This window comes from Mycobacterium sp. Panama NTM2 (assembly GCF_054355555.1).
Genome location: NZ_CM135953.1, coordinates 5,233,283 through 5,256,966, shown reverse-complemented (window position 1 = coordinate 5,256,966; position 23,684 = coordinate 5,233,283). Strand labels below are relative to the sequence as shown.

At 67.6% G+C, this 23,684-nt stretch carries 19 protein-coding genes; 10 read left to right on the top strand and 9 right to left on the bottom strand.

Annotation, left to right across the window (positions count from 1 at the left end; genetic code table 11):
- Both ACXYX3_RS25230 and ACXYX3_RS25225 read left to right on the top strand, forming a co-directional pair.
- Complete coding sequence (locus ACXYX3_RS25230) at positions 1–873, top strand: DUF1295 domain-containing protein (protein WP_458612228.1); 873 nt, start codon at positions 1–3, stop codon at positions 871–873.
- Positions 870–1,982 (top strand): FAD-dependent oxidoreductase, encoded by a 1,113-nt coding sequence (locus tag ACXYX3_RS25225; RefSeq protein WP_458609459.1) that lies wholly within the window; start codon positions 870–872, stop codon positions 1,980–1,982. Before ACXYX3_RS25230 ends, ACXYX3_RS25225 begins: the two co-directional genes overlap by 4 nt.
- On the opposite strand, the gene lipE is transcribed toward ACXYX3_RS25225, so the two are convergent.
- The 3 genes from lipE to ACXYX3_RS25210 all read right to left on the bottom strand — a co-directional run bounded on the left by lipE (position 1,957) and on the right by ACXYX3_RS25210 (position 4,119).
- Entirely contained in the window at positions 1,957–3,198 is a 1,242-nt protein-coding gene (gene lipE / locus ACXYX3_RS25220) for a lipase LipE (RefSeq protein WP_458612227.1), read from the bottom strand. The two genes, ACXYX3_RS25225 and lipE, sit on opposite strands and share 26 nt — an antisense overlap.
- Entirely contained in the window at positions 3,195–3,620 is a 426-nt protein-coding gene (locus ACXYX3_RS25215) for a hypothetical protein (RefSeq protein ID WP_458612226.1), read from the bottom strand. The genes lipE and ACXYX3_RS25215 overlap by 4 nt, the downstream gene beginning before the upstream one ends.
- A 94-nt stretch (positions 3,621–3,714) precedes the next feature.
- The gene (locus ACXYX3_RS25210) at positions 3,715–4,119 is read right to left on the bottom strand and encodes a heme-binding protein (protein ID WP_241206725.1); all 405 of its coding nucleotides are present in this window, start codon (positions 4,117–4,119) and stop codon (positions 3,715–3,717) included.
- Between the two features lie 287 nt (positions 4,120–4,406).
- Between ACXYX3_RS25210 and ACXYX3_RS25205 the strand changes: the two genes are divergently transcribed.
- Together ACXYX3_RS25205 and ACXYX3_RS25200 are read left to right on the top strand one after the other, a co-directional pair.
- On the top strand, positions 4,407–4,793 hold the full coding sequence (locus ACXYX3_RS25205; protein ID WP_458612225.1) for a VOC family protein: 387 nt from the start codon (positions 4,407–4,409) through the stop codon (positions 4,791–4,793).
- Positions 4,790–5,650: a rhomboid family intramembrane serine protease gene (locus ACXYX3_RS25200; protein ID WP_458609458.1), complete on the top strand. Its 861-nt coding sequence runs from the start codon at positions 4,790–4,792 to the stop codon at positions 5,648–5,650. The genes ACXYX3_RS25205 and ACXYX3_RS25200 overlap by 4 nt, the downstream gene beginning before the upstream one ends.
- A gap of 15 nt (positions 5,651–5,665) precedes the next feature.
- Here the strand turns inward: ACXYX3_RS25200 and ACXYX3_RS25195 are convergent, their stop codons facing one another.
- The 5 genes from ACXYX3_RS25195 to ACXYX3_RS25175 all read right to left on the bottom strand — a co-directional run bounded on the left by ACXYX3_RS25195 (position 5,666) and on the right by ACXYX3_RS25175 (position 11,604).
- A complete protein-coding gene (locus ACXYX3_RS25195) occupies positions 5,666–7,150 on the bottom strand; it encodes an APC family permease (protein ID WP_458609457.1) in 1,485 nt (494 codons plus the stop codon).
- A 27-nt stretch (positions 7,151–7,177) separates the two neighbouring features.
- Complete coding sequence (locus tag ACXYX3_RS25190) at positions 7,178–8,917, bottom strand: phytoene desaturase family protein (RefSeq protein WP_458609456.1); 1,740 nt, start codon at positions 8,915–8,917, stop codon at positions 7,178–7,180.
- Positions 8,914–9,258: a hypothetical protein gene (locus tag ACXYX3_RS25185; protein WP_458609455.1), complete on the bottom strand. Its 345-nt coding sequence runs from the start codon at positions 9,256–9,258 to the stop codon at positions 8,914–8,916. The genes ACXYX3_RS25190 and ACXYX3_RS25185 overlap by 4 nt, the downstream gene beginning before the upstream one ends.
- A gap of 39 nt (positions 9,259–9,297) precedes the next feature.
- Entirely contained in the window at positions 9,298–10,731 is a 1,434-nt protein-coding gene (locus ACXYX3_RS25180; protein WP_458609454.1) for a gamma-aminobutyraldehyde dehydrogenase, read from the bottom strand.
- 195 nt (positions 10,732–10,926) lie between these two features.
- Positions 10,927–11,604, bottom strand: a complete 678-nt coding sequence (locus ACXYX3_RS25175) for a GntR family transcriptional regulator (RefSeq protein WP_458609453.1) — start codon at positions 11,602–11,604, stop codon at positions 10,927–10,929.
- 157 nt (positions 11,605–11,761) lie between these two features.
- Between ACXYX3_RS25175 and ACXYX3_RS25170 the strand changes: the two genes are divergently transcribed.
- Genes ACXYX3_RS25170 through ACXYX3_RS25145 form a run of 6 tightly spaced genes read left to right on the top strand, consistent with a single transcriptional unit; the run spans position 11,762 to position 21,777 of the window.
- Positions 11,762–12,925 carry a phosphotransferase gene (locus ACXYX3_RS25170; protein ID WP_458609452.1) on the top strand — a complete coding sequence of 388 codons (1,164 nt, stop codon included), beginning with the start codon at positions 11,762–11,764 and terminating at the stop codon, positions 12,923–12,925.
- A gap of 32 nt (positions 12,926–12,957) precedes the next feature.
- Positions 12,958–14,277: an aspartate aminotransferase family protein gene (locus tag ACXYX3_RS25165; protein ID WP_458612224.1), complete on the top strand. Its 1,320-nt coding sequence runs from the start codon at positions 12,958–12,960 to the stop codon at positions 14,275–14,277.
- Positions 14,274–17,162 (top strand): FAD-binding and (Fe-S)-binding domain-containing protein, encoded by a 2,889-nt coding sequence (locus ACXYX3_RS25160; protein WP_458609451.1) that lies wholly within the window; start codon positions 14,274–14,276, stop codon positions 17,160–17,162. Before ACXYX3_RS25165 ends, ACXYX3_RS25160 begins: the two co-directional genes overlap by 4 nt.
- Complete coding sequence (locus ACXYX3_RS25155; RefSeq protein ID WP_458609450.1) at positions 17,159–18,691, top strand: NAD-dependent succinate-semialdehyde dehydrogenase; 1,533 nt, start codon at positions 17,159–17,161, stop codon at positions 18,689–18,691. Before ACXYX3_RS25160 ends, ACXYX3_RS25155 begins: the two co-directional genes overlap by 4 nt.
- A 9-nt stretch (positions 18,692–18,700) precedes the next feature.
- A complete protein-coding gene (locus ACXYX3_RS25150; protein ID WP_458609449.1) occupies positions 18,701–19,405 on the top strand; it encodes a beta-phosphoglucomutase family hydrolase in 705 nt (234 codons plus the stop codon).
- Positions 19,405–21,777 carry a glycoside hydrolase family 65 protein gene (locus ACXYX3_RS25145; protein ID WP_458612223.1) on the top strand — a complete coding sequence of 791 codons (2,373 nt, stop codon included), beginning with the start codon at positions 19,405–19,407 and terminating at the stop codon, positions 21,775–21,777. Before ACXYX3_RS25150 ends, ACXYX3_RS25145 begins: the two co-directional genes overlap by 1 nt.
- Here ACXYX3_RS25145 and ACXYX3_RS25140 read toward each other — a convergent pair.
- The gene (locus ACXYX3_RS25140) at positions 21,760–23,679 is read right to left on the bottom strand and encodes a potassium transporter Kup (RefSeq protein WP_458612222.1); all 1,920 of its coding nucleotides are present in this window, start codon (positions 23,677–23,679) and stop codon (positions 21,760–21,762) included. The two genes, ACXYX3_RS25145 and ACXYX3_RS25140, sit on opposite strands and share 18 nt — an antisense overlap.
- Between the last annotated feature and the right edge of the window lie 5 nt (positions 23,680–23,684).

The window sequence follows — 23,684 nt, the reverse complement described above, 5'->3', positions numbered from 1 at the left end:
ATGAGCAAGGTGCGCTCGCTGTCCATCGTGACCGTGGCCTACGTCCTGGCGGTCGCCGTGGCCGGGGCGTGGCTGCTGTGGGGACCAGGCACCGGGCGGTTGTGGCTGGACACACTGATCGCCGACGTGCTGGCCACGCTGGTGGTGTCCGCGTTCAGCCGCGCCTACGGCAATTCCAGCTTCTATGACGCGTATTGGAGCGTGATCCCCCCGCTGCTGCTCTTCTTCTGGTGGAGCCAGGGTGAGGGGGACCCGCTGCGGTCATGGCTGCTCGCGGTACTGGTCGTCGTGTGGGCGGTGCGCCTGACGGGAAACTGGCTGTACGCGTTCCCCGGTCTGCACCACGAGGATTGGCGCTATCCGATGTTCCGCGAGAAGGCGGGACGCTGGGAGTTCGTGGTCGACCTGGTGGCGATCCACCTGATCCCGACGCTGCAGGTGTTCCTCGCGATGGTCCCCGCCTACATCGCGGTGACGAGGCCGGAGCGCGGCCTGGCGTGGCTCAGCATCGTCGCGTTCGTGCTCGGAATGGCCGCGGTGGCACTCGAATTCGTCGCCGACGCGCAGATGCACCGCTTCGTGCGCGACCGGCGGCCCGGTCAGGTGATGGACCGCGGGCTGTGGGCGTGGTCGCGGCATCCGAACTACTTCGGGGAGTTCGGGTTCTGGTTCGCGGTGGCCCTGTTCGGCGTGGCGGCATGGCCGACGGCGTGGTGGTTGTTCGCGGGCGCGGCCGCGATGCTCGCGATGTTCCTCGGCGCGAGCATCCCGATGATGGAGGAGCGCAGCCTGGCGCGCCGGCCGGACTACCGAGCGGTGATGGACCGTGTCCCCCGGTTCGTGCCCAGGCCGCCGGCGAAGGTGCGCGCGTGAAGCGGGTGGTGATCGCCGGCCTCGGCGACACCGGCGTGCTCACCGCGATCAAGCTGGCCCGCCACGCACAGGTCACCGGAATCTGCAGCAAGCCAGGCCTCGTCAGTGGGCAGGAGCTGGGCTGGCGGCTGGCCCGGCCCGACGAGTGGGCCCGCCACAACTGGATCCCGTACCGACGGTTCCGGGGTCTCGACCGGGTCACCACTGTGCACGGCACGCTCACCGCGCTGGACCTTCAATCCCGCTGCGTCGCCGTGGAACTCGCCGACGGCACCGCACAGCAGGTGCCCTACGACGCGCTCGTCATCGCCACCGGGGTGCGTAACGGGTTCTGGCGCACGCCCGTGCTCCAGGCTGCGGACGAGGTCGACGCGGATCTGCGCGCACCCCATCAGAAGCTCGCCGAGGCGCAGTCGGTGATCGTCGTGGGCGGCGGTGCGGCCGCGGTCAGCAGCGCCGCGCAGATCGCGACGACCTGGCCCGGGACCCGGGTGGATCTGTACTACCCGGGGCAGCGCGCGCTCGTCGGGCATCACCCCCGGACCTGGAAGACGGTGCAGCGCAGGCTCACCGATGCGGGAGTGCGGCTGCACCCGGGCCATCGGGCCGAGGTGGACCAGACCCCGGCCGAGCTGACGACCGAGCCGGTGCGCTGGCGCACCGGCCAGCCACCCGCGACCGCCGAGGTGGTGCTGTGGGCGATCGGGCGAGTCGTCCCCAACACGGGCTGGCTGCCCGCCGAGCTGCTCGACGAGCAGGGCTTCGTGCGGGTGACACCAACACTGCAGGTGCCCGGGCATCCGGAGGTGTTCGCGATCGGCGACGTCGCCGCCACGGATCCGCTGCGCAGCTCGGCGCGCAACCGTGCCGACGGCCTACTGGCCCGCAACGTGCGTGCGTTCTTCGACGGCGGCGAGCTCGGTGAGTACAAACCGCCCACCCGGCGCTGGGGTTCGGTGCTGGGCATCCAACCGGACGGCCTGGAGGTGTTCGCCCCGAACGGGCGTGCGTTCCGTGTTCCGGCGTGGTCGTTCGAGCGGGTGTTGATGCCCTGGATCGTGGCGCGGGGCATCTACCGGGGGATCAGACCCGGGGCATCTCGGCGTTGATGCGGTCCAGCAGCTGCGGGTAGCGCTTGGCTTCCTTGTGGCCACTCGGCTTGCCGCTGCTGACCACCGCGACCGACAGCGCGCGGTCCGGGTCGGCCCACATCGCGATGTCGGTCAGGCCGGTGTGGCCGAAGGCGCCTACCGCGTCGCGGCCGAACGGGCCGAACCGCCCGGAGCCCAGCATGTATCCGGTGCCCCACCGCATCGGCTTCAACCCGGTCGCCAGGTCGGGTCGCAACCGGCGCGCCTCTCTGGTCGCCGTGCGCAGCGTCGCCGGCGACATCACCCGAACGCCGTCGAGTTCACCGCCACGGCAGAGGATTTCGGCGAACCGGGACAACTCGTTGGCGTTCGAGACCGTGCTCGACGACGGGATCACGCTGGTCAGAAACGCCGGGGTATTGGAGAACGGGATGATCTGCTGCGGCGTGCCGCCGACGGCGATCTTGAACGCCTTGGCGATCGGTGCCGGCAGCGGCTTGCCGGTGACGTGACTGGGTGCCACCAGCGGAACATCCTGCGGTGCAACGCCGTAATTCGTCCACCGGAATCCCAGTGGGTCCAGGATCTCGTCGCGCAGGATGTCGCGGATGTTCCGTCCGGCCGCGGCGCCGATGATCTCGCGCATCAGCGGCCCCCACGTCAGGCCGTGATAGATGTGCACCAGCCCGGGAGGATGGATCGGCTTGAGCTGGCCGAGCATCTCGCGTGCGTAGTCGCTGTCGTCCATCCGTTTCAGATCGGGCCGCGGACCGGTCGCGAAGGGCACCCCGGCGCTGTGCGTCATCACGTGCCGGATCGTGGTGCGGTCCTTCCCGTGGCTGGTGTAGGTCGGCAGGTAGTCGCAGACCCGGTCCTCGAGGGAGAACACTCCGCGCTCGATGAGCATGTGCGCGATGGTCGTGGTGATCGCCTTGGCCGTCGAGTACACGCAGAACGGGGTGTCCGTACCGACGACGATCTTCCCCGCGTCGGGCGGATCGGCGGGGCCGTTGCCCCAGGCGTGGCCGATGGCCCGGTCGAGGACGACGCGGCCGTCGCGGCGTATGGACACCTGGATCGCCGGGTGCATTCCCGCGGCGTACCAGTGCCGGGCGGCCTGCCAGATGCGCTCGACCGCGGCGGGGTCGACGCCCGTGTGGTCCTCGGTGCCCACTGAGGTGATCGCATCGAGGTCGTCGGGGACCGCGATCCGGCCGTCCGCGGCGGAGCTCAGCGAGGCCCTCCGTTGAACATGCCACTGCCGATCGCCTGCGTCAGCGCGCCCAACAGGTCGCCCGGACCCGGCTGGGGTGGCATCGGGGCATTGGTGAGCTGCCAGGTCTGGCAGTCGCTGGTGGTGAACGTCGTGTCGGTCGCGTCGATCTGGACGAACGCCGGCTTCTTCGTCAACGCGTTGTCGACCAGCTTGTCTCCGGCCGAGCGCTTCCAGTAGCACGCACCGTTGTCGACAGGGCCGGCGGAGGAGTACACGCCGGGGACGATGTCCTTGCCGACCGCGTACGACCCGTTGGCGTCGATAGTGGTCTTCGGGCCCTCGCCGGCAGGTGCGGGCGCGGGCGGGGCAGGCTGAGCGTGAGCCAGGGGGGCCACGACGCAGGAGCACGCGAGAGCGATGCCGACGGTGGCGAGACGCATCGATGTCATGAGAACAGCCTCATAGAAAGCCAGTCTAAGTGCTGCGGCGGCGGGCGTGAACCCGCCGCCGCAGCCTCAGGTGTACTGCCCGGCGTCAGCCGGCCATGAAGGTGTCGTAGGCCGACTGCAGATCGGCGGGCAGCACGGTGACGTTGCAGGTGCGCTGCGTGTCGCCGATCGGCGCGAGGATGCCCCGCAGATCGTGGTACTCGCCCGGGTTCGCGGTGAAGTAGCCACGCAGGTTTGCCTCGGCCTCGGGACGAGGCTGGCTCATCGCGGCGGTCACGGCCTGGTTGGCGCCGGGATGGCTGTCGAGGTACTGCCGCGCTGCGGTGGTCGCCGAACCCACGGTGCCCGCGACCTGGCTGGCGGTGCAGCCCGGGGCCGGCTGGGCCGACGCGACCGGCGCGGCCACGCCTGCTGCGGCCAACCCGCCGAAGACACATGCCGCCCCGACGCGAGCCAGGTTCTTGCGCACGCTGATAGCACTGGAATTCATGGTGTTGTGGTCCTTCTTCGAATGTCGATCGTGTTGCTCGTCCCCGCCCGTAAACCACGGTAGCCGCGCGCCGAGGGGCTCAAACAGGAGAAGGGAACGGTGGTCGGCGGGGGTGCCGCGGTGTTACACCCCTGGGCGTGACATCGGCAACAAAACGGCGTGGGAGATTGGGTGCTCGGTGAGGTTTCTCAGAATTCGAAGCACACTCTTAGCTGATCGTGATTTGGGTTGTGTCCGAATCGTTATGCGCCGACGGCTAATTTGGTGGCGTGAAGTTGGAATTGCTGATGCCCGGCATCGAGGTGGGACTCGTCACCACGAACCTCGACGCGATGACCGCGTTCTACGAAGGGTTCCTCGAACTCGAACCGCAGGGCGAGATCGAGTTCTCGGGCGGGTCTCAGCGCCGCTATTCCCTGGGGGCGTGTGTCCTCAAGCTGGTCACCTACACCACCCCGCCGGCACCGGCCGTGCCCGGCGGCGGCCGGACCCAAGCCGGCCTGCGCTATTTCACGATCGGGGTCACCGGGCTGCGCGCCGTCGCGGACGCGTTCGAGGCGTCGCCCTACGAGATCGTCGAGCCACCGACCGAGTTCGCGCCGGTGCCCGGGATGGGGTTCATGTTCGTCGCCGACCCCGACGGCAACCACATCGAGCTGTTCGGCACCCTGTGAGTCAGCCCGGTTACCCACCCCCGCCGCCGGCGGTGTGCTACCGCCACCCGGACCGGCCGACCTACGTCGGCTGCGCCCGCTGCAACCGCCCCATCTGCGGCGAGTGCATGCACAGTGCCGCAGTGGGACACCAGTGTGCCGACTGTGTCGGCGCCGGCGCCCGATCGGTGCGTCAGGCGACCACTCCGTTCGGCGCGGTGGCGCGCCGGTCGACGACGCCGGTGGTCACGTACACGCTGATCGGGATCAACGTCGCGATGTTCGTCCTGCAGATGGCTCTGCCGGGGTTGGAGCGCGCCCTGGCGCTCTGGCCGGTCGCCGTCGCCGACGGTGAGTGGTATCGGCTGCTGACGTCGGCGTTCCTGCACTTCGGGTTCGCCCACATCGCGTTCAACATGCTTGCGCTGTACTTCGTGGGTCCGCCCCTGGAGATCGCACTGGGCCGGTTGCGCTTCGCCGCGCTGTATCTGCTCAGTGCTCTCGGTGGCGCCGCGCTGGCGTATCTGCTGACGCTCAACGCGCTGACCGCGGGGGCCTCGGGGGCGGTGTTCGGTCTGTTCGGCGCGACGTTCGTGGTGGGCAGGCGCCTGAACATGGACGTCCGCGGTGTGATGGCGGTGATCGTGCTGAACCTGGCGTTCACGTTCGTCTTCCCTCTGATCAGCGGGCAGAACATCAGCTGGCAGGGCCACATCGGCGGGCTGATCACCGGAGCCGCGGTGGCCGCCGCCTACGCTTACGCGCCGCGCGCCCAGCGCACGGCTGTGCAGCTGGGCGCGAGCGCCGCGATCCTGGTGCTGATCGTCGCCGTCGTGCTGTGGCGCACGGCTGACCTGCGGGCGACGTTCGGCCTGTAGCCGATCGGCGGCCGGCTAGATGCGGTCGCCGAGCGTGGAGTTCAGCTCTGCATAGCGGTGCGGGGAGCGCGCGCGGATGACATACGCGCCGATGATGCCGATGATCAGGGATGCGAACAGCATGGTGGTGAAGGTGATCTGCAGCCATCCTCCTCCGCCGAGCAGGACGTCCATGCCCGTGATCGCGTACCAGAGGAACGGCAGCAGTCCGGCGACGCCGAGCAGGGGGGCGATGAAGGTGTTCCAGGGCCGCTTGTCGACAGTCGACCGGCGGAAGAACACGAAGATGGCGATGCTGGCGATCGTCTGCAGCAAGATGATGCCGGCGGCGCCGACGCCGGTCCACCAGGTGAACAGGGTGGCGTAGGGATCGAGCCGGAAGATCGCGAAGACGGCGACGACGACAGCGACCATGGCGATCTGCACGTAACAGGCCAGTGCCGGCGATTTGCGTGTCGGATGGGTCGTGCCCAGCCGCGACCAGATGACGCCCTGACGACCCAGTGAGTACAGGTAGCGGGCGACGTTGTTGTGGAACGTCAGGATGGCGGCGAACAGGCTGGTGATGACCAGGAGCTGAAAGGCCTCTGTGCCGGCGCGGCCGAGGACGCTGTCGCTCACGGCGAAGACCAGGTTGCCGCCTTCGGTTCCGGCGAGCTCGACGATGTTCCCGACGCCCACGGCGTTGACGATGAGGAATGCGGTGACGGCGTAGAACACCCCCATGAAGATCACCGCGGCGTAGGTGGCGCGCGGGACGGTGCGCTTGGGGTCTTTGGCTTCTTCGCCGTAGATGGCCGTGCCCTCGAAGCCGATGAACGAGGCATGAGCGAACATCAGCGCGACACCGATCGCACCGGCGAACACCGCCGAGGGAGCGAACGGTTCGAGCGAATAGTCACTGAGGGGATTGGGTGAGTTCACGAGGATGCCGATGTTGAGCACCAAGATGACACCGGTCTCGAGGGTCAACAGCACCGCCAGTACGCGGGCACCCGCGTGGATCTGGCGGACGCCGAGGAACAGTGACGCACCCATGGCCAGAGCCGAGAAGACCCACCACGGGACGCCGACACCGGTGTGCCGAGAGGTGAATTCGGCTGCGTAGTAGCCGAAGCCGCCGATGACTCCGAGCTGGATGGCGTTGTAGGCGAAGATCGCCAGGGAGGCCGACCCGAGACCCATCGGTCTGCCGAGACCCCGGGTGATGAACGCGTAGAAGGCGCCGGCGTTGGTGATGTGCTTGCTCATGGCGACGTAGCCGACCGCGAAGACGGTCAACACGACCGCCACGGCGACGAAGGCGCCGGCGATTCCCACGCCGTTGCCGGAGCCGATGATCACCGGGAACAACGCCACGACGACGGTCAGCGGGGCGGCGGCGGCCACCACGAAGAACACGATGCCGAGAACGCCGATTTGGTTGCGGGCCAGACCCTTCGACCCGTCAGGCGCGTCCTTCAGGGTGGCCAGCGATTGGGGGTCATCCTGGTGCAGCATGGCGGTCCTTCGTGGTGAGGTGGTCGGTTAACGGGTGGTCTTGCTGCGGGCGGCGAACTTCACGACCTTGCGCAGGGCGGGGCTGCTCGCCACGGTGTAGCCGAGCTTCTTGCCGGTCTTGGTGTCCATGACGGTCTCCATGGCGCGGTCGATGACGCCGGCCTTGGGCGCCGGGCCGACGCGCTGCGCAGTCGGTGCGGGGGTTCCGTTCAGGTCGGCGATGACGACCTGAGCGGCGTTGTGGCCGTTGGCGCCCATCACTCCGCCGCCGGGGTGAGTGCCGGAGCCGCAGAGGTAGTAGTTGTCAACCGTGGTGCGGTAGTCGGCCAGTTCGGGAGTGGGCCGGTTGTTGAAGAGCTGGTCGAAGAACATCGCGCCGTGGAAGATGTTGCCGCCGGTCAGCCCGTAGTCGCGTTCGAGGTCCTTCGGGGTGATGATGACCCGCTCGAGGATGTGGCCGCGCAGGTTGGGCGCGTACTTGTACAGCACCTCCAGCACACGGTCCGCCCAGTCCTCGCGGATGGTGTCCCAGTCGGTGCCGGCCAGTTCGAACGGCAGCTGTTGCACGCCCAGCGTCATCGTGTGCTTGCCCTCGGGAGCCAGGGTCGAATCGTGCGTGGACTGGATGACAGCCTCGATCACGAAGTCGTCCGGGATCTCACCGCGCCGCTCGGCCTCCCAGGCGCGCTCGAAGTTCTCGATCGAGGCACCCATGATCGCCTGCGCCTGGTGCTGGGGCCCCTGCACGCCGGCGGGGAAGCCGATGTAGTCGGGGAGCTCGTCGATCAACAGGTGGATGCGAGCCATCGAGCCGCGGGCGTCGTAGTCAGCCAGCTTGGCGGTGAGTTTGGCGTCCACGGTGCCGGCCGGTAACAGCTGCAGCATGGAGCGTTGCGGATCGGCGTTGGAGATCACCGTGCGCGCCGAAATGATCTGTCCGTCAGCCAGTTTCACGCCAGTGGCTTGGCCTCGGCTGACCGCGACCTGTTCGACCGGGGAGGAGAGCCGGATCTCGGCGCCATGTGCCTGTGCGCTGCGGGCCATGGCCTGGGTGATACCGCCCATGCCTCCCTTGACGAAACCCCACTGGCCGAGCGTGCCCTTGAACTCTCCGACCGAGTGATGGCCGTAGACGTAGCCGGTGCCGGGGGTGGACGGGCCGCCCCACACGGAGATCATGCCGAAGAAGGTGAACAGACCCTTGATGTGTTCGTTCTCGAAGTACCGGTCCAGCAGATCCTTCGTCGAGAGCAACACCATCTCGTTGAAGAGATCCTCGGCGCCGGCGGCCTCGAAGGCGGCCAGCACCTGCGAGCGGCTGGGAGCCGGCGAGAGCAGGAACGGCGTGAGAATGGACGCGAATTTCTTGACACGCAAACCGAATTCGAGGAAGGCGGCGGCATCGCGCGCGGAGAACTTCTCGATCTCCCTGAGGGTCTTGTCCATGTCCTTCCACACGAACAGATGGCTGCCGTCCGGGAAGATGCTGACCTCACTGGCTGCGGTCTGATACATCTCCAAGCCGTAGCGCTCCAGTTCCAGATCGGCGATGATCTCCGGGCGCAGCAGGCTGGCGATGAACGCACACGACGACCAGGTGGCGCCGGCGATGAGTTCCTCACTCGTACACGCGCCACCCACCACATCGCGGGCCTCCAGGACCAGGACCTTCTTGCCCGCACGGGCCAGGTATCCGGCGGTGATCAGACCGTTGTGGCCCGCGCCGATGACAATGGCGTCGTAGTCGGGGGCGGTGGTGGATGTCATTGGTGTTCTCCCGGGATGGCGTGAGTGAAGTAGGTGCGGACGGTGGCCGGGTCGACGAGTCGGTCGAACCCCGCGATGACGGGTTTCATGCTCGGGTGGTGGTCGCGGAACTGCTCCCAATCGGCCCAGTCGGTGACCTCCATGACCTCCAGGATGTCGGCCGGAGCACCGTCAGGTGCATCGTTGACGCGGAACGCTTCGAAGCGCCGAACGAGATCACCGCGGGCGAGGCACGTCGGCCGGTCCAGCTCGTTGGAGAACCGCTCGAACTCGGCCGGGTCGACGCCGGGCAACATGGAGAACAGATTCACCGCTACTACCGTGCGGTTGGGAACAGTCATCGCAGGACCTCTGAAGTCGTTGTGCAGCTTGGTATTCGGTCAGCTCGCCAGATTGATCATGATGTGCTTGATCTCGGTGTACTCCTCGACGGAGTAGATCGACATGTCGTTGCCGTGCCCGGACTGCTTGAATCCGCCGTGCGGCATCTCCGAGACGATGGGCAGGTGGTCGTTGACCCAGACCGTGCCGAATTGCAGCGTGCGCGCGGCGCGCATCGCCCGGCCGACATCGCGGGTGAAGACCGACGCCGCCAGTCCGTACTCGATGTCGTTGGCCCAGGCGAAGGCTTGCTCTTCGCTACTGAACCGGGTGGTGGTGACCACCGGGCCGAAGACTTCCTTCTGGACGATCTCGGAGTCCTGCGCGGCGTCGACGACAAGGGATGGCTTGTACCAGAATCCGGGGCCTGAGCCGATGCCGCCGACCGCCAGCGAAGCCGGGCCGGAGGCGACTGCGCGATCGACGAAGCCGGCCACCCGGTCGCGCTGGCGTTCGGAGATGACCGGGCCCATCTCGGTCGATTCGTCCGCGGGCGCACCCATGGCCACCTTGCTCACGGCGCGGGTCAGTTCGGTGACGAACTCGTCGTAGATGCCGTCGGCGATGTACACGCGAGAAGCGGCCATGCAGTCCTGACCGGAATTGCCGTAACCGCCTTCGCAGATCTTCGCGATCGCGAGTTCGGCGTCACAGTCGTCGAAGACGAGCACCGGCGCCTTGCCGCCGAGTTCCAGATGGAGCCGTTTGAGGTTGTCGGCGCCGGTGCGGGCGACGACCTTTCCGGTGGCGGTGTCGCCGGTCAGCGAGCTCATCCGGACCCGTGGATGACCGGTCAGTGCCGCGCCCACGGTGTCGCCGTGGCCGGTGACGACGTTCAACACGCCGGCCGGGAACAGGTCGGCGGCCAATTCGGCGAGGCGCAACGTGGTCAGCGGCGTCTGCTCACTGGGCTTGAGCACCAGCGTGTTTCCGGTCATCAGCGCCGGGCAGATCTTCCAGATCGCCATGACGAGGGGGAAGTTCCACGGCGCGACGCTGCCGACCACGCCGAGCGGGTCGCGCCGGATGATGCTGGTGTGGGTGGGGGAGTACTCACCCGCGGCGCGGCCCTCCAGCACGCGTGCGGCGCCGGCGAAGAACCGCATGTTGTCCACCCCGAAGGGGATCTCTTCGCGCGCCACGGAAATCGGCTTGCCGACGTTCTGCGACTCCAGCTGGGCGAACTCCTCGGCGTGGGCCTCCAGGCGATCGGCCAGCTTCAACAGGAGTTCGGCGCGCTTGCCGGGTGTGGTCGCCGCCCAATCGTCGAACGCCTTCTCGGCCGCGCTGACCGCGCGACCGACATCCGCCGCGTCGCCCAGTGGCACGGTGGCGATCTGTTCGCCGTTCGCCGGGTTGATCACGGCTTCGAGTGCGCCGCTGGCGGCGGGGACATGCTCTCCTGCCACGTACATGAGTGGGCCGTCGGCCATGGAAGTTCTTCTCCAAGTCAAAGAGAGGGAGGCCCGCCGAGCGGACATGCTCAAGTGTTGAACAGTTGACATGGAGAACTTAAGCACAGGGTTCAGGTGTCCGCAAGACGAGCGGTCAGAAAAATCGTGGTGGTGATACGGGCGTCATCAGCGCGGGCGTCGCGCCGGCGCGGCGACTACCGACGCGAGTCCGGTTCAGCCCGCACTGCGGGCGGCGAGGATCTCGCGAACCTCGTCACGGTTCTCGGTGATGATCTCGGCGATCGTGTCGCGAGCTGCGACGGGATCCCGGGAGGTGAAGGCCGCCACGATGCGCTGGTGTTCGTCTTCGAGTCCGGATCCGGTCTCGTACTCGTGGTGATCCAGCGAGAGAACCAGCAGGAAATAGCGGAGATCGCCGAGTAATTCGGAGTAGAACTTGTCGAGCCGCGGACTGTTCATGAGACCGACGATGGCGCGGTGGATGTCCAGATCCTTCTCCACGATGATGCGCGGATCGTGGGTCGTCATGGCACTTTTCAGCGCCTCCATGGCGTTGAGCAACGGCTCGAGATCCGTGTCGGGTCCCAGTGACGCCGCGGCCGCGGTCTCCAAGTGCAGGCGAGCGCGGTAGATGTCGAGAACCTCCTCATCGGAGGGGTCCCACACCACCAGGCCGCGGTTGAAGGTGTAGCGCACCAGCCCGGTGCCCTGCAGGAGGCGCACGGCTTCTCGCACGGTGTTGCGAGAGATGCCCAGGGCGTCGGCGACCACGGCTTCCCGGATGCGCTCACCGGGTTTGAGTTCGCCTTCGAGGATCATGTCCATCAATCCATCGGCGATCTGCTGCGCACTACTGCGCCCGACGATCTGAATCCGTTCGGCGATGGACATGGCCTCAGCGTACAACTGTTGAACAGCCATTCTGATCGCTCGTCGGCGCGGCACGCTGGGCGGCTGGACGTGCCCTGCTCTAATGTTCTACAGTTCAGCCACAGATTCCGGTGCGCTCTGAGACTGCGGCCCCCTTCGGCAGGAGAACAGGATTCCAATGACGGACGCTTTCGACGACGGGGCCCTCGTCGCCCCGGTGTGGGCGCCTGCGCGGGATGTGGAGGTGATCAAGGGCTCAGCGGCACTGGATCGCATCGCACGGGAGAGTGCGCTCGGTGAGTCCACGGAGCAGCGCTTCCCGGAGCATCGAGTCGACGCCGAACTGCAGCGCCAGTATCAGCTCGCCGGTGAGCTGACCCGCATCCCCACCGAGAAGGACGACACGTTCCGGCTGGACACCGACGTCGGACGATTCCTGGTCAAGATCGCTCCCGCGACCGAGACCGCCCAGATCGTCAATCTGCAGTCCGCGGTCATGCTGCACCTGGAGAAGAGTCGTCCGCCCATTCGCGCCCAGCGGCTGATCCGCGGAGTGCACGGCCAAGTCGAATCCAGCGTGATCGATCCGGGCGGGAGGTCGCGCATCATGCGGGTCATGAGCTATCTCGACGGCGCACTTCTCTCGTCGGTCACTCCCAGCACGACCCAGTTCCAGCAAGTCGGCGCCACGCTGGCGCGTCTCGACACGGGCTTGATCAACTTCCGTCATCCCGGTGAATCACGGTCGCTGATCTGGGATCTGAAGAACTTCATGCACATGCGGCCGCTACTGGAGCTGGTCAACGACCGCGACGATGTGACGATGGCGTCGTGGATCTTCGATCAGTTCGACGCTCTGGTCGCACCCCGGCTCGGCACCCTCGCGACACAGATGATCCACGGTGATTTCAGCCCTTTCAACGTGGTCGTCGACCCCACGGCAGACGAATTCGTGGTCGGCGTCATCGATTTCGGTGATGTCGTACGCAGTCCCGTGGTGTTCGAGTTGGCCGTTGCGGTCGCCAACCACATCGGCATCGACGACCGGCGGCCCTGGGACAGTGCGCTCGAGATCGTCCGCGGCTACCGTGCGGTCCGACCGATGCCCGAGCGCGACGTGGCGCTGCTGGCGATCGCCGGACCTGCGCGGCTTCTCCTACGCGCCTTGATCTTCGGCTGGCGGGCGGCGGTCGATCCGCGCAGCCGTGACTACGGGTTGTCCCATTCGGCGCGAGATTGGAGCAGACTGCGATCTGCGCTGTCGATGGCCACACCCGCCGTGCAGCAACTGCTATCGACCACCGGCACGTCGCCGACCCAGACAGGAGCACACCGACGATGAGACAGGCGTTCACGCCGCGAGCATCCGAGCCGATGGTGAACGGGTTCGACAGGTCGCGCATCGACGAGCTTCCCCCGCGCACCCGCGGCCAGGTGCAGGCCCGGGATCGTCTCCTCGGGCCGGGCTACCGGTTGTTCTACGAAGACCCCGTGGAGATCGTGCGCGGGGAAGGGACGCTGCTCTTCGACGCCGACGGCACCGACTATCTCGACGTCTACAACAACGTGGCCAGCGTCGGGCACTGCCACCCCTATGTCGTCGACGCGATCCACCGGCAGCTGTCGACGCTGAACACCAACACCCGCTACATCCAGCAGTCGATACTGGAATACAGCGAGCAGTTCCTGACCACCATGCCCGCCGCGATCGGGCACGTCATGTACACCTGCACCGGTTCTGAAGCCAACGATCTCGCGATGCGGGTGGCCCGGTATCACACCGGGAACCAGGGCATCATCGTCACCTCCGGCGCCTACCACGGACTCACCTCGGACGTGTCGGCCTTCTCACCGTCCCTCGGTGTCGGCGTCCCCCTCGGACCGCACGTGCGCACCGTCAGCGCACCGGATCGCCTGCGCCGAGGCGGGAATGAGAATCTGGTCGCGCAGATGCGCAGCGAGGTGCGCGAGGCGATCGCGGATCTGGAGCGTCACGGGTTCGGTGTGGCGGCCTTCATCGCCGACATGATCTTCTCCTCCGACGGGATCTATGCCGACCCCGCGGGCTTCCTGCAGCCCGTCATCGAGGAGATCCACAGCGCCGGCGCGTTGTTCATCGCCGACGAGGTGCAACCCGGCTTCGGCCGCACGGGCCGGCACTGGTGGGGTTTCCAGCGTCACGGCCTCACCCCCGACATCGTGACCACCGGTAAACCGATGGGCAACGGCATTCCCATCGCCGCCGCCGCCTTCCGGCCCGAACTGCTCGTGGAGTTCGGCCGTAACATCCGGTATTTCAACACCTTCGGTGGCAACTCCGTGTCGATCGCGGCGGCCCAGGCGGTGTTGGACGTGATCAACGACGAACAGTTGATGCGCAACGCCGACACGGTGGGTGACTACATCGCAGCCGAGATCGCGACCATGGCTGCCGCCTACGAGCAGATCGCCGAGGTTCGCGGAGCCGGCCTGTTCGTGGGGGTGGACATCGTCACCGACCGTGAGTCCCACACCCCGGACGGAGACGCGACGTTACGTGTGGTCAACCAGATGCGTCGGCGCCGCGTGCTGATCTCGGCGTCGGGACCGCGCGGTAGCGTCCTCAAAGTCCGCCCGCCACTGCCTTTCTCGATGTCCGACGCCGACCGTCTGCTGGAGAATCTTGCGGCGGTGCTCGCCGAGGAACTGCATTGACCTCCACGCTCGTGCAGCGGCTGAGCGCCCGTTCCGTCGAGGTCGACACCAGCAGCAGGCGCCTGGCCGAGTACAGCTATGACGCCTCGAACTATCGGGTGGTGCCGTCGGCCGTCGTCTTTCCCCGTGACGCGGCGGAGGTCAGCGAGACCGTCGGCCTCTGTGCGGAACTCGGCGTCCCCCTGGTGGCGCGCGGTGGCGGCACGTCGATGGCAGGCAACGCCGTCGGCCGCGGAGTCGTCTTGGATCTGTCGCGTCACATGAACCGTGTCGTGACCATCGACGCCGCCACCAGAACCGCCGTCGTCGAGCCCGGCGTCGTCGTGGCGCAGTTGGCGGCGGCCGTGCAGCAGAGCACCTCCAACCGGTTGACGTTCGCACCGGACCCGTCCAGCCGTAACCGCGCCACCGTGGGGGGCTCGATCGGGAACGACGCCTGCGGAAACCACTCGGTCCGCTACGGGCGTACCGGCGACCACGTGGTGTCGTTGGACCTGGTGCTCGCCGACGGCACCCGCGTGACGGCCACCCGCGCCGGGTTGCATGCCACCGATCCGGCGGACACCCTCGCCGCTGAGCGAGCCAGTGCCCTCTCCGCCGACCTGCGCACCCTGGCAGCCCGGTACATGGCTCAATTCCGGCTGGAACTGGGTCGCATCCCCCGGCAGGTGTCAGGATTCCATCTCGCTCATCTGTTGCCGGAGAACGGCTTCGACGTCGCGCGTGCACTGGTGGGAAGCGAGGGTGCGTGCGCCGTCGTGGTCGGGGCGACGGTCAGCCTGGTCGACGTGCCGCCCTCGGCGCTGCTGCTCATCGTCGCCTACGACGACATCGTCGACGCCGCCCGTGACGTCACCACGATCCTGAAGTACTCGCCGGCGGCGATCGAAGGCATCGACGAACAGATCGTCGCCACGATGAGAGCGCGGCGCGGCGACGCTTCCGTCGCCGCATTGCCCGCCGGCCGCGCCTGGCTCTACATCGATCTCGACGGTGACGACGACCAAACCGTCGCCGACCACGCGAAGCGCCTCGCTGCCGAACTCCATGTCAACGGACGCGCTCGGCAGTCCCGGGAAGTCCGCGATCCCGCCGAACGTGCGACGTTGTGGCGCGTCCGAGAGGACGGAGCCGGCTTGTCGTCTCGACTGCAACTGGCCGACGGCACCACCGTGACCTCGTGGCCCGGCTGGGAGGACTCCGCCGTCGCCCCGGAGAACCTCGCCGACTACCTCGCCGATTTCCGGCTCCTGCTCCAACGACACGGGCTGATCGGCGTGATGTACGGCCACTTCGGCGCCGGCTGCATGCACATCCGCATCACGTTCGATCAACGCACCCCGGCAGGGCGGCAGGTGATGGCGCAATTCCTCACCGCCGCAGCCCGCTTGGTGGTCGAACACGGCGGCACGCTCTCAGGCGAACACGGCGACGGACGCGCCCGCTCGCAGCTGCTGCCCGAAATGTACTCGCCGACGATGATGGAGGCGTTCGCGCGATTCAAGGATCTGTTCGACCCGACGAACATCCTCAACCCCGGCATGATCGTGGCGCCCGAACCGGTCACCGAGCAGCTCGCACTGGCCGGCATCCCGGCACTGCCCTGGCAGACGACCTTCACCCTCGAGGACTCCGCCGAGCCAGGTTCCAGCCCGTTCGCCGAGGCCGTCCAGCGCTGCATCGGGGTGGGCAGGTGCCGCTCGCACAGCGGCGGCGTGATGTGCCCGAGCTACCGGGCCACCGGCGACGAGAAGGACTCGACGCGGGCACGCGCCCGCGTTCTGCAGGACATGGTGCGCGGCGCCCGCACGACGGAACAGGGTTGGGCCTCCACCGACGTCCGCGACGTGCTGGACCTGTGCCTGTCCTGCAAAGCCTGCTCCACCGACTGCCCGACCGGTGTCGACATGGCCACCTACAAGGCGGAATTCCTCGACCACCACTACCGCGGACGTATCCGCCCGATGTCGCACTACTCGCTGGGGTGGCTACCGCGGTGGTTGGCCATCACATCGCGGACGGCCCCCGCCGTCAACGCCGTCCTGGCCGGCCCGCTGCGATCGCCGGCGCTGCGCCTCGGCGGCCTGACCGCGCAGAGACCGCTACCCACCTTCGCGTCTCGCCGCGAGCTGCTCGCCCACGTCGGCGCGCCGAGTGGCGGCTCCGCTGATGTGGTCCTGCTGGTGGATTCGTTCACCAAGGGGTTTCGCCCCGAGGTCGCCGGAGCGGCGCGTCGGGTCATCGAGGACGCCGGCCACCGTGCCGAGGTGCGCACCGACGTGTGCTGTGGCCTCACCTGGATCTCCACCGGACAACTGCGCCACGCCCGGAAACGCCTGACGCGCACCGCGGCCGCCCTCGACGACCGCACCGACCGGCCGATCGTCGTCACCGAGCCGAGCTGTGCGGCCGCGCTGCGCAAGGACCTCCCTGAACTCGTCCCCGGTGACGCCGCCCGACGGGTGTCGCGGCGTATCCGCAGTTTCGCCGAGCAGATCACTGCGCAGAGCGAGAGCGGCTGGACGCCGAAACCGGTTCTGCCCGAAGCTGTCACCCTGCAGACCCACTGTCACGAATACGCCGTGTTCGGCGCGGCCACCCAGCGCCGCGCTCTTGCCGCTGTCGGCGTCGACACGGTACGTGAGGCAACCGGATGTTGCGGGGTGGCAGGCAATTTCGGCTTCGAGCGCCGGCACTACGACGTCAGCATGGCGGTCGCCGAACTGGCTCTGGCTCCGGCGCTGCGCGCCGACCGCGACGCGGTGGTGCTCACCGATGGCTTCAGCTGCCACATGCAGGCCAGGCAGTTGGCGAACGCTCCGACGACCCGCAGCTCCCTGCACCTCGCCCAGATCCTCGACCCGACACTGGAGAACCAACGATGACGTCGACCACGCTGCAGCCCGGTCTCGAAGGGATACCCACCGGGCTTCTGATCGGTGGGGAATGGCGCGCCGCGAGCGACGGGACCGTGTTCGAGGTGGAGAACCCCGCCACCGGAGAGCTGTTGGCCAGCGTTGCCGACGCCGGGCCCGGGGACGCTGACGCGGCGCTGGAGGCCGCAGTCGCGGCGCAGGGCGCATGGGCTCGCACCGCCCCGCGCGTCCGCAGCGAAATCCTCAAGCGCGCATACGATCTGGTGATGTCCAGGCAGGACTGGCTGGCCGAGGTGATGACCTGCGAGATGGGTAAGCCACTCGCGGAGGCAAGAGGCGAGGTGGCCTACGCCGCAGAGTTCCTGCGGTGGTTCTCCGAAGAAGCAGTCCGGATCTCCGGCGACCACACCACGACCGGTGACGGTGCGAACCGCATCATCGTCACGCGGGAACCGGTGGGACCGTGTCTGCTCATCACGCCATGGAACTTCCCGTTGGCGATGGGCACCCGAAAGATCGCGCCCGCCGTGGCCGCCGGCTGCACGATGGTCCTCAAACCCGCGCCGCAGACTCCGCTGACCTCGTTGGCTCTGGCGGCGATCCTGCAGCAGAGCGGTCTGCCCGAGGGGGTGCTCAACGTCGTCACCACCACCGATGCAGCGGCGGTGGTGCAGCGCTGGATGAGCAGCGGAAAAGCCCGCAAGATCAGCTTCACCGGGTCCACCGGGGTCGGCAAGGTCCTGCTGCGCCAGGCCGCCGACACGGTGATGCGATCGTCGATGGAACTGGGCGGCAACGCACCGTTCATCGTCTGCGCCGACGCCGACATCGACACCGCGGTGGACGGCGCGATGGCGGCCAAGATGCGCAACATGGGGGAGGCGTGCACCGCGGCGAACCGCTTGTACGTCCACCGTTCTCTCGCCGAGGATTTCGGCGCGCGACTCGCAGCGAGGATGGCCGAACTGCACGTGGGCAACGGCCTCGAGGACGGCACCGACGTCGGGCCGCTCATCGACGCCGGGGGCCGGGCCAAAGTCCAGCACCTCGTCGACGACGCGCTCGCCCGCGGTGCCACCGCCTTGACCGGGGGTCACCTTCCCGACGGACCGGGATACTTCTATCCACCCACAGTGCTCGCGAACGTGCCGCCCGATTCCGAACTGATGACCACAGAGGTGTTCGGTCCGGTCGCACCCGTCATCCCGTTCGATGACGAGGACGACGTGATCGCCCGGGCCAACGACACCGACTGGGGTCTCGTCGGATACGTGTTCACCCAGGACATCGATCGCGCCTTCGACCTGAGCGAACGTCTCGACGTCGGCATGGTCGGCGTCAACACCGGAGTGGTGTCCAACCCTGCCGCACCCTTCGGAGGTGTCAAGCAGTCCGGCCTGGGACGCGAGGGCGGCAAGGTGGGGATCGACGAATTCCTCGAGTACAAGTACCTGTCGGTCCCCCGGCGCCGGGGGAGGGCGGACATACCTACCGTCGTGCCGGCCACGGGCGGCGTGGAAAATCGTCCGTCTGGGTAGAAAGGGAGGGTGTTCGGCTTACCCGATCAGATCCGTGCCTGCCTGTTCGATCTCGACGGCGTGCTCACCGACACCGCCAGCGTGCACAAGCGGGCATGGAAGGCGATGTTCGACGAGTTCCTCCGGCAGCGCGACGGCGACGACTTCACCCCGTTCGACGTGGGCTCCGATTACGACGACTACGTCGACGGCAAACCGCGTGGGGACGGGGTGCGCTCGTTCCTGCAGAGCCGACACATCGACGTGGACGACGACTGCGTGCGTGCCCTCGGCGACAAGAAGAACACCGCCTTCCAGCAGACGCTGGAGAAGGACGGGGTCGAGGTGTTCGACGGCTCGCGGCGGTACCTGGAGGCCGTCGCGGAGGCCGGGTTGCGCCGCGCCGTGGTGTCCTCGAGCGCCAACACCGAGCAGGTCCTGCAGATCACCGGCCTGGCGCAGTACGTCGAGGTGCGCGTCGACGGCGTGACGCTGCGGGAGGAACATCTGCCCGGCAAGCCCGCACCCGACAGCTTCCTGCGGGCCGCCGAGCTGCTCGGCGTCTCACCGGCCGAGGCCGCGGTGTTCGAGGACGCTCAGTCGGGTGTGGCCGCGGGCCGCGCCGGACACTTCGGCGTCGTCATCGGCGTCGACCGGGTGGGGCAGGCCGACGAACTGCGCGAGCACGGTGCCGACACGGTGGTCACCGACCTCGAGGAGTTGCTCGACCGATGATGATCACCGACGAGGCCTTCCCGGTCGAGCCGTGGCAGATCCGCGAAACCCAGCTCGTGTTCGATCTGCTGCCGCAGACGGAGTCGATCTTCGCCCTGTCCAACGGCCACATCGGCTTACGCGGCAACCTCGACGAGGGCGAACCCTTCGGGCTGCCCGGCACGTACCTCAACGGGTTCTACGAGACACGGCCACTGCCCTACGCCGAAGCCGGGTTCGGCTATCCCGAGGACGGTCAGTCGATCGTCGACGTGACCAACGGGAAGCTGATCCGCCTGCTGGTCGAGGACGAACCGTTCGACGTCCGCTACGGCCACCTGCTGTCCCACGAGCGGGTGCTCGACATGCGGGCGGGCACCCTGACCCGGGACGTCGAGTGGAAATCGCCCGCGGGTAAGCACATTCGCGTGACCTCGGTGCGGCTGGTGTCACTGGCGCAGCGTGGGCTGGCCGCGATCGAGTACATCGTCGAGGCGGTCGACGATCCGGTGCGTGTCACCCTGCAGTCCGAGCTGGTGGCCAACGAGGACCAGCCCGAGCCCTCCGACGATCCGCGGGTCGCGTCGGTGCTGAGGAAGCCGCTCGAGGCGATCCAGCACGAGGTCAGCGACAACGGTGCGGTCCTGATCCACCGCACCCGGACCAGCAACCTGATGATGGCCGCGGCGATGGACCACGTCGTCGACGCCCCCGGCCGCGTCGACATCAGCGGTGACGCCGGAGGGGACTGGGCCCGTACCACCGTGGTCTGCGGACTGCAGCCCGGGGAAAAGCTGCGCCTGGTCAAGTATCTCGCGTACGGCTGGTCGAGCATCAGGTCCCGGCCCGCACTGCGCGATCAGGTGGCCGCGGCCATCGCCGGAGCTCGCTACACCGGCTGGGACGGTCTGCTCGCCTCCCAGCGCGAGTACCTCGACGACTTCTGGGACAGCGCGGACGTCGAGGTCGACGGTGACGCCGATTGCCAGCAGGCGGTGCGGTTCGGGCTGTTCCACGTGATACAGGCCAGTGCCCGCGCCGAACGTCGCGCGATCGCGGGCAAGGGCCTCACCGGGACCGGTTACGACGGCCACGCCTTCTGGGACACAGAGGGATTCGTGCTGCCGGTGCTCACCTACACCGCGCCCCACGCCGCCGCCGATGCACTGCGTTGGCGCTCCTCGACGCTGGGTCTGGCCCGTGACCGCGCTGCCGAACTCGACCTGAAAGGCGCCAGCTTCCCGTGGCGCACCATCGCCGGCGAGGAGTGCTCCGCCTACTGGCCCGCCGGTACCGCCGCATTCCACGTCAACGCCGACATCGCGATGGCGTTCGACCGCTACCGGGTGGTCACCGGTGACGACTCGCTGGAAAAGGAGTGCGGGCTGGCGGTTCTCGTGGAGACCGCGCGGCTGTGGTTGTCACTGGGGCATCACGATCGCAACGGGCTCTGGCGGATCGACGGCGTCACCGGCCCCGACGAGTACACCGCGGTGGTGCGTGACAACGTGTTCACCAACCTGATGGCGGCGAACAACCTGCGCATCGCGGCGAACGCGTGCCACCGAAACCCCGACGCCGCCCGCGAACTCGGCGTGGACAACGAGGAGACCGCGGCGTGGCGCGACGCCGCCGAGGCTGTGCACATCCCGTATGACGACGAGCTCGGCGTGCACCCTCAGTGCGACGGCTTCACGACGCTGCGGGAGTGGGATTTCTCGGCGAACGCCGAATACCCCCTGCTGCTGCACGAACCGTACGTACGCCTCTATCCGTCGCAAGTGGTCAAGCAGGCCGACCTGGTGCTGGCCATGCAGTGGCAGAGCCACGCGTTCACCATCGAGCAGAAGGCGCGCAATGTCGACTATTACGAGAAGCGCACCACTCGTGACTCGTCGCTGTCGGCGTGCACCCAGGCGGTGATGTGCGCCGAGGTCGGCCATCTCGAGCTCGCGCACGACTACGCCTACGAGGCCGCGTTGATCGATCTGCGCAACCTGCACCACAACACCGGTGACGGGCTCCATCTGGCGTCGCTGGCGGGCAGCTGGACCGCACTCGTCGGCGGCTTCGGCGGGCTGCGCGACGACGAAGGCATGCTGAGCCTCAACCCGCATTTGCCCTCGGGGATCAAGCGACTCTCGTTCCGCTTGCGCTGGCGCAACTTTCGCGTCACCGTCGAGGCTGACCACTCGTCGGTCACCTACACGCTGCGCGACGGACCGCATCATCGCCTGACCATCAGCCACGCCGGCGAACCGCTGGAGATCAACACCGACTCGCCCACCACGGTGTCCGTCAAGCCGATCACCCCGCTGTTGCCGACGCCCACCCAGCCACCCGGGCGCGAGCCCATGCGCAGGCACGTGAAGAAATCAGACCTCGAGGCGTGAGCCGATGACGACGGTCCGCTCCAGTGGCAGCCCGAAGTAGGCGGCGGTGTCGGAGGTGATGTAGGACGTGGCGATGAACAACCGGGTGCGCCACCGCGCCATCGATCGCCGATGTCCCTCGCACAGTTCGAGTTTCGACAAGAAGTAGGTCGCGTGCGCCAGGTCGAGCGGGCCTTCGGTCTGCTCGGGTTCGACCAGGCTCAGCGCGTTGGGCACGTTGATGTGTTCCATGTACCCGAACCGGGCCACCACGTGCACGATCCCGTCATCACTCGCGCCGAGCCGGTCGACGGTGATCCGATCGGAATCCGGGACCCGCGGCACCGGCTCGGTGGTGAGAGTCATGATCACCACATGGGTCGCCAGCACGTGGTTGTGTTCGACGTTGGCGCGCATGGACAGTGGTGCCGTGTCGTCGCCTCTGTTCAGGAAGACCGCCGTGCCGGGCAGTCTCACCAGCGGCGGATCCATCGTGGCCAGCCCGTCGATGAACTCCTGCATCGGGCCCTCGACGCGGCGCCGTTCCTCGGTCACGATGCCCCGGCCCCGCTGCCACGTCGTCATCACCACGAACGCGACGACGGCGATCAGCAGCGGCAGCCACGCCCCGTGCACCAGCTTGGTCATGTTGGCCGCGAAGAACATCAGATCGACGGTCAGCAACACCGCTCCACCGCCGAGCACCAGCCACAGCGGTGCTCCGGCGCGGGTCCGGGCGAGGTAGAGGAACAGCAGGGTGGTGATCGTGATCGTGCCGGTGACCGCCATCCCGAACGCGTACGCCAGTGCCGAGGAGCTGCGGAACGCGAACACCAGGATCAGCACCGCCACCATCAGCATCCCGTTGATCCAGGGCACGTAGACCTGGCCCATCGCGGTGGCCGACGTGTAGTGGATGCGCAGCCGCGGCAGGTATCCCAGCTTCGCGGCCTGCGACGCGACCGAGAACGCGCCGGTGATCACCGCCTGTGAGGCGATCACCGTTGCCGCGGTCGCCAGCACCACCATCGGGATGCGACCCCACCCCGGTACCAGAAGGAAAAACGGTGCGGCGACGGCACGTTCGTCGGACAGCACCAGGGCGCCCTGCCCGAAGTAGTTCAGGGTGCAGGCCGGCAGCACCAGCCCCAGCCAGCCCACGGTGATGGCTCTGCGGCCGAAGTGCCCCATGTCGGCGTACAGCGCCTCGGCGCCGGTGACCGCGAGCACGATCGCCGCGAGCGCGAAGAACGCGATGTGGAAATGCTCGGACAGGAACTCCAGTGCGTGCGTCGGTGACAGCGCCCAGAGGATGTCGGGGTTGGCGGCGATGCCGCGGATGCCGCACATACCGATCACGGCGAACCACACGATCATCACCGGACCGAAGAACCGGCCCACGGTTTCGGTGCCGCGCCGCTGCACGGAGAACAGGATCACGATGATGACCGCCGTCACCGGCACCACGAAGTCGGCGAACCCGGGGTCGATCACCTTGACACCCTCGACCGCCGAGAGCACCGAGATCGCCGGGGTGATCATGCTGTCGCCGAAGAACAGCGCCGCGCCGAACACTCCCAGCGCGGCCAGCACCGCGGACACTCGCCTCGCCCCCGACTCGGGGGGCCTCGAGAACTTCTTGACCAGCGTGATCAGCGCCATGATGCCGCCCTCACCGTGGTTGTCGGCGCGCATCACCAGCGTGACGTAGGTGAACGTCACGATCATCATCACCGACCAGAAGATCAACGACACCACGCCGTAGACATGTGGGCGGGACACCGGCACCGGGTGCGGGTCGTGGGGGTCGAAGACGGTGGCGAGTGTGTAGATCGGGCTGGTGCCGATGTCGCCGAACACCACACCGAGTGCGCCGACCACGATGGCCGGGCGGAGTGGATGACGACCAGTGTTCTCGGTGATAGTGG

Excerpts from the sequence above, each read along its gene's own strand:
- ACXYX3_RS25175 (WP_458609453.1), bottom strand. The coding sequence starts at position 11,604 with ATGTCCATCGCCGAACGGATTCAGATCGTCGGGCGCAGTAGTGCGCAG.
- ACXYX3_RS25165 (WP_458612224.1), top strand. The coding sequence starts at position 12,958 with ATGGTGAACGGGTTCGACAGGTCGCGCATCGACGAGCTTCCCCCGCGC.
- ACXYX3_RS25155 (WP_458609450.1), top strand. The coding sequence starts at position 17,159 with ATGACGTCGACCACGCTGCAGCCCGGTCTCGAAGGGATACCCACCGGG.
- ACXYX3_RS25205 (WP_458612225.1), top strand. The coding sequence starts at position 4,407 with ATGCCCGGCATCGAGGTGGGACTCGTCACCACGAACCTCGACGCGATG.
- ACXYX3_RS25145 (WP_458612223.1), top strand. The coding sequence starts at position 19,405 with ATGATCACCGACGAGGCCTTCCCGGTCGAGCCGTGGCAGATCCGCGAA.
- ACXYX3_RS25170 (WP_458609452.1), top strand. The coding sequence starts at position 11,762 with ATGACGGACGCTTTCGACGACGGGGCCCTCGTCGCCCCGGTGTGGGCG.
- ACXYX3_RS25215 (WP_458612226.1), bottom strand. The coding sequence starts at position 3,620 with ATGCGTCTCGCCACCGTCGGCATCGCTCTCGCGTGCTCCTGCGTCGTG.
- ACXYX3_RS25210 (WP_241206725.1), bottom strand. The coding sequence starts at position 4,119 with ATGAATTCCAGTGCTATCAGCGTGCGCAAGAACCTGGCTCGCGTCGGG.
- ACXYX3_RS25180 (WP_458609454.1), bottom strand. The coding sequence starts at position 10,731 with ATGGCCGACGGCCCACTCATGTACGTGGCAGGAGAGCATGTCCCCGCC.
- ACXYX3_RS25230 (WP_458612228.1), top strand. The coding sequence starts at position 1 with ATGAGCAAGGTGCGCTCGCTGTCCATCGTGACCGTGGCCTACGTCCTG.
- ACXYX3_RS25195 (WP_458609457.1), bottom strand. The coding sequence starts at position 7,150 with ATGCTGCACCAGGATGACCCCCAATCGCTGGCCACCCTGAAGGACGCG.
- ACXYX3_RS25185 (WP_458609455.1), bottom strand. The coding sequence starts at position 9,258 with ATGACTGTTCCCAACCGCACGGTAGTAGCGGTGAATCTGTTCTCCATG.
- ACXYX3_RS25190 (WP_458609456.1), bottom strand. The coding sequence starts at position 8,917 with ATGACATCCACCACCGCCCCCGACTACGACGCCATTGTCATCGGCGCG.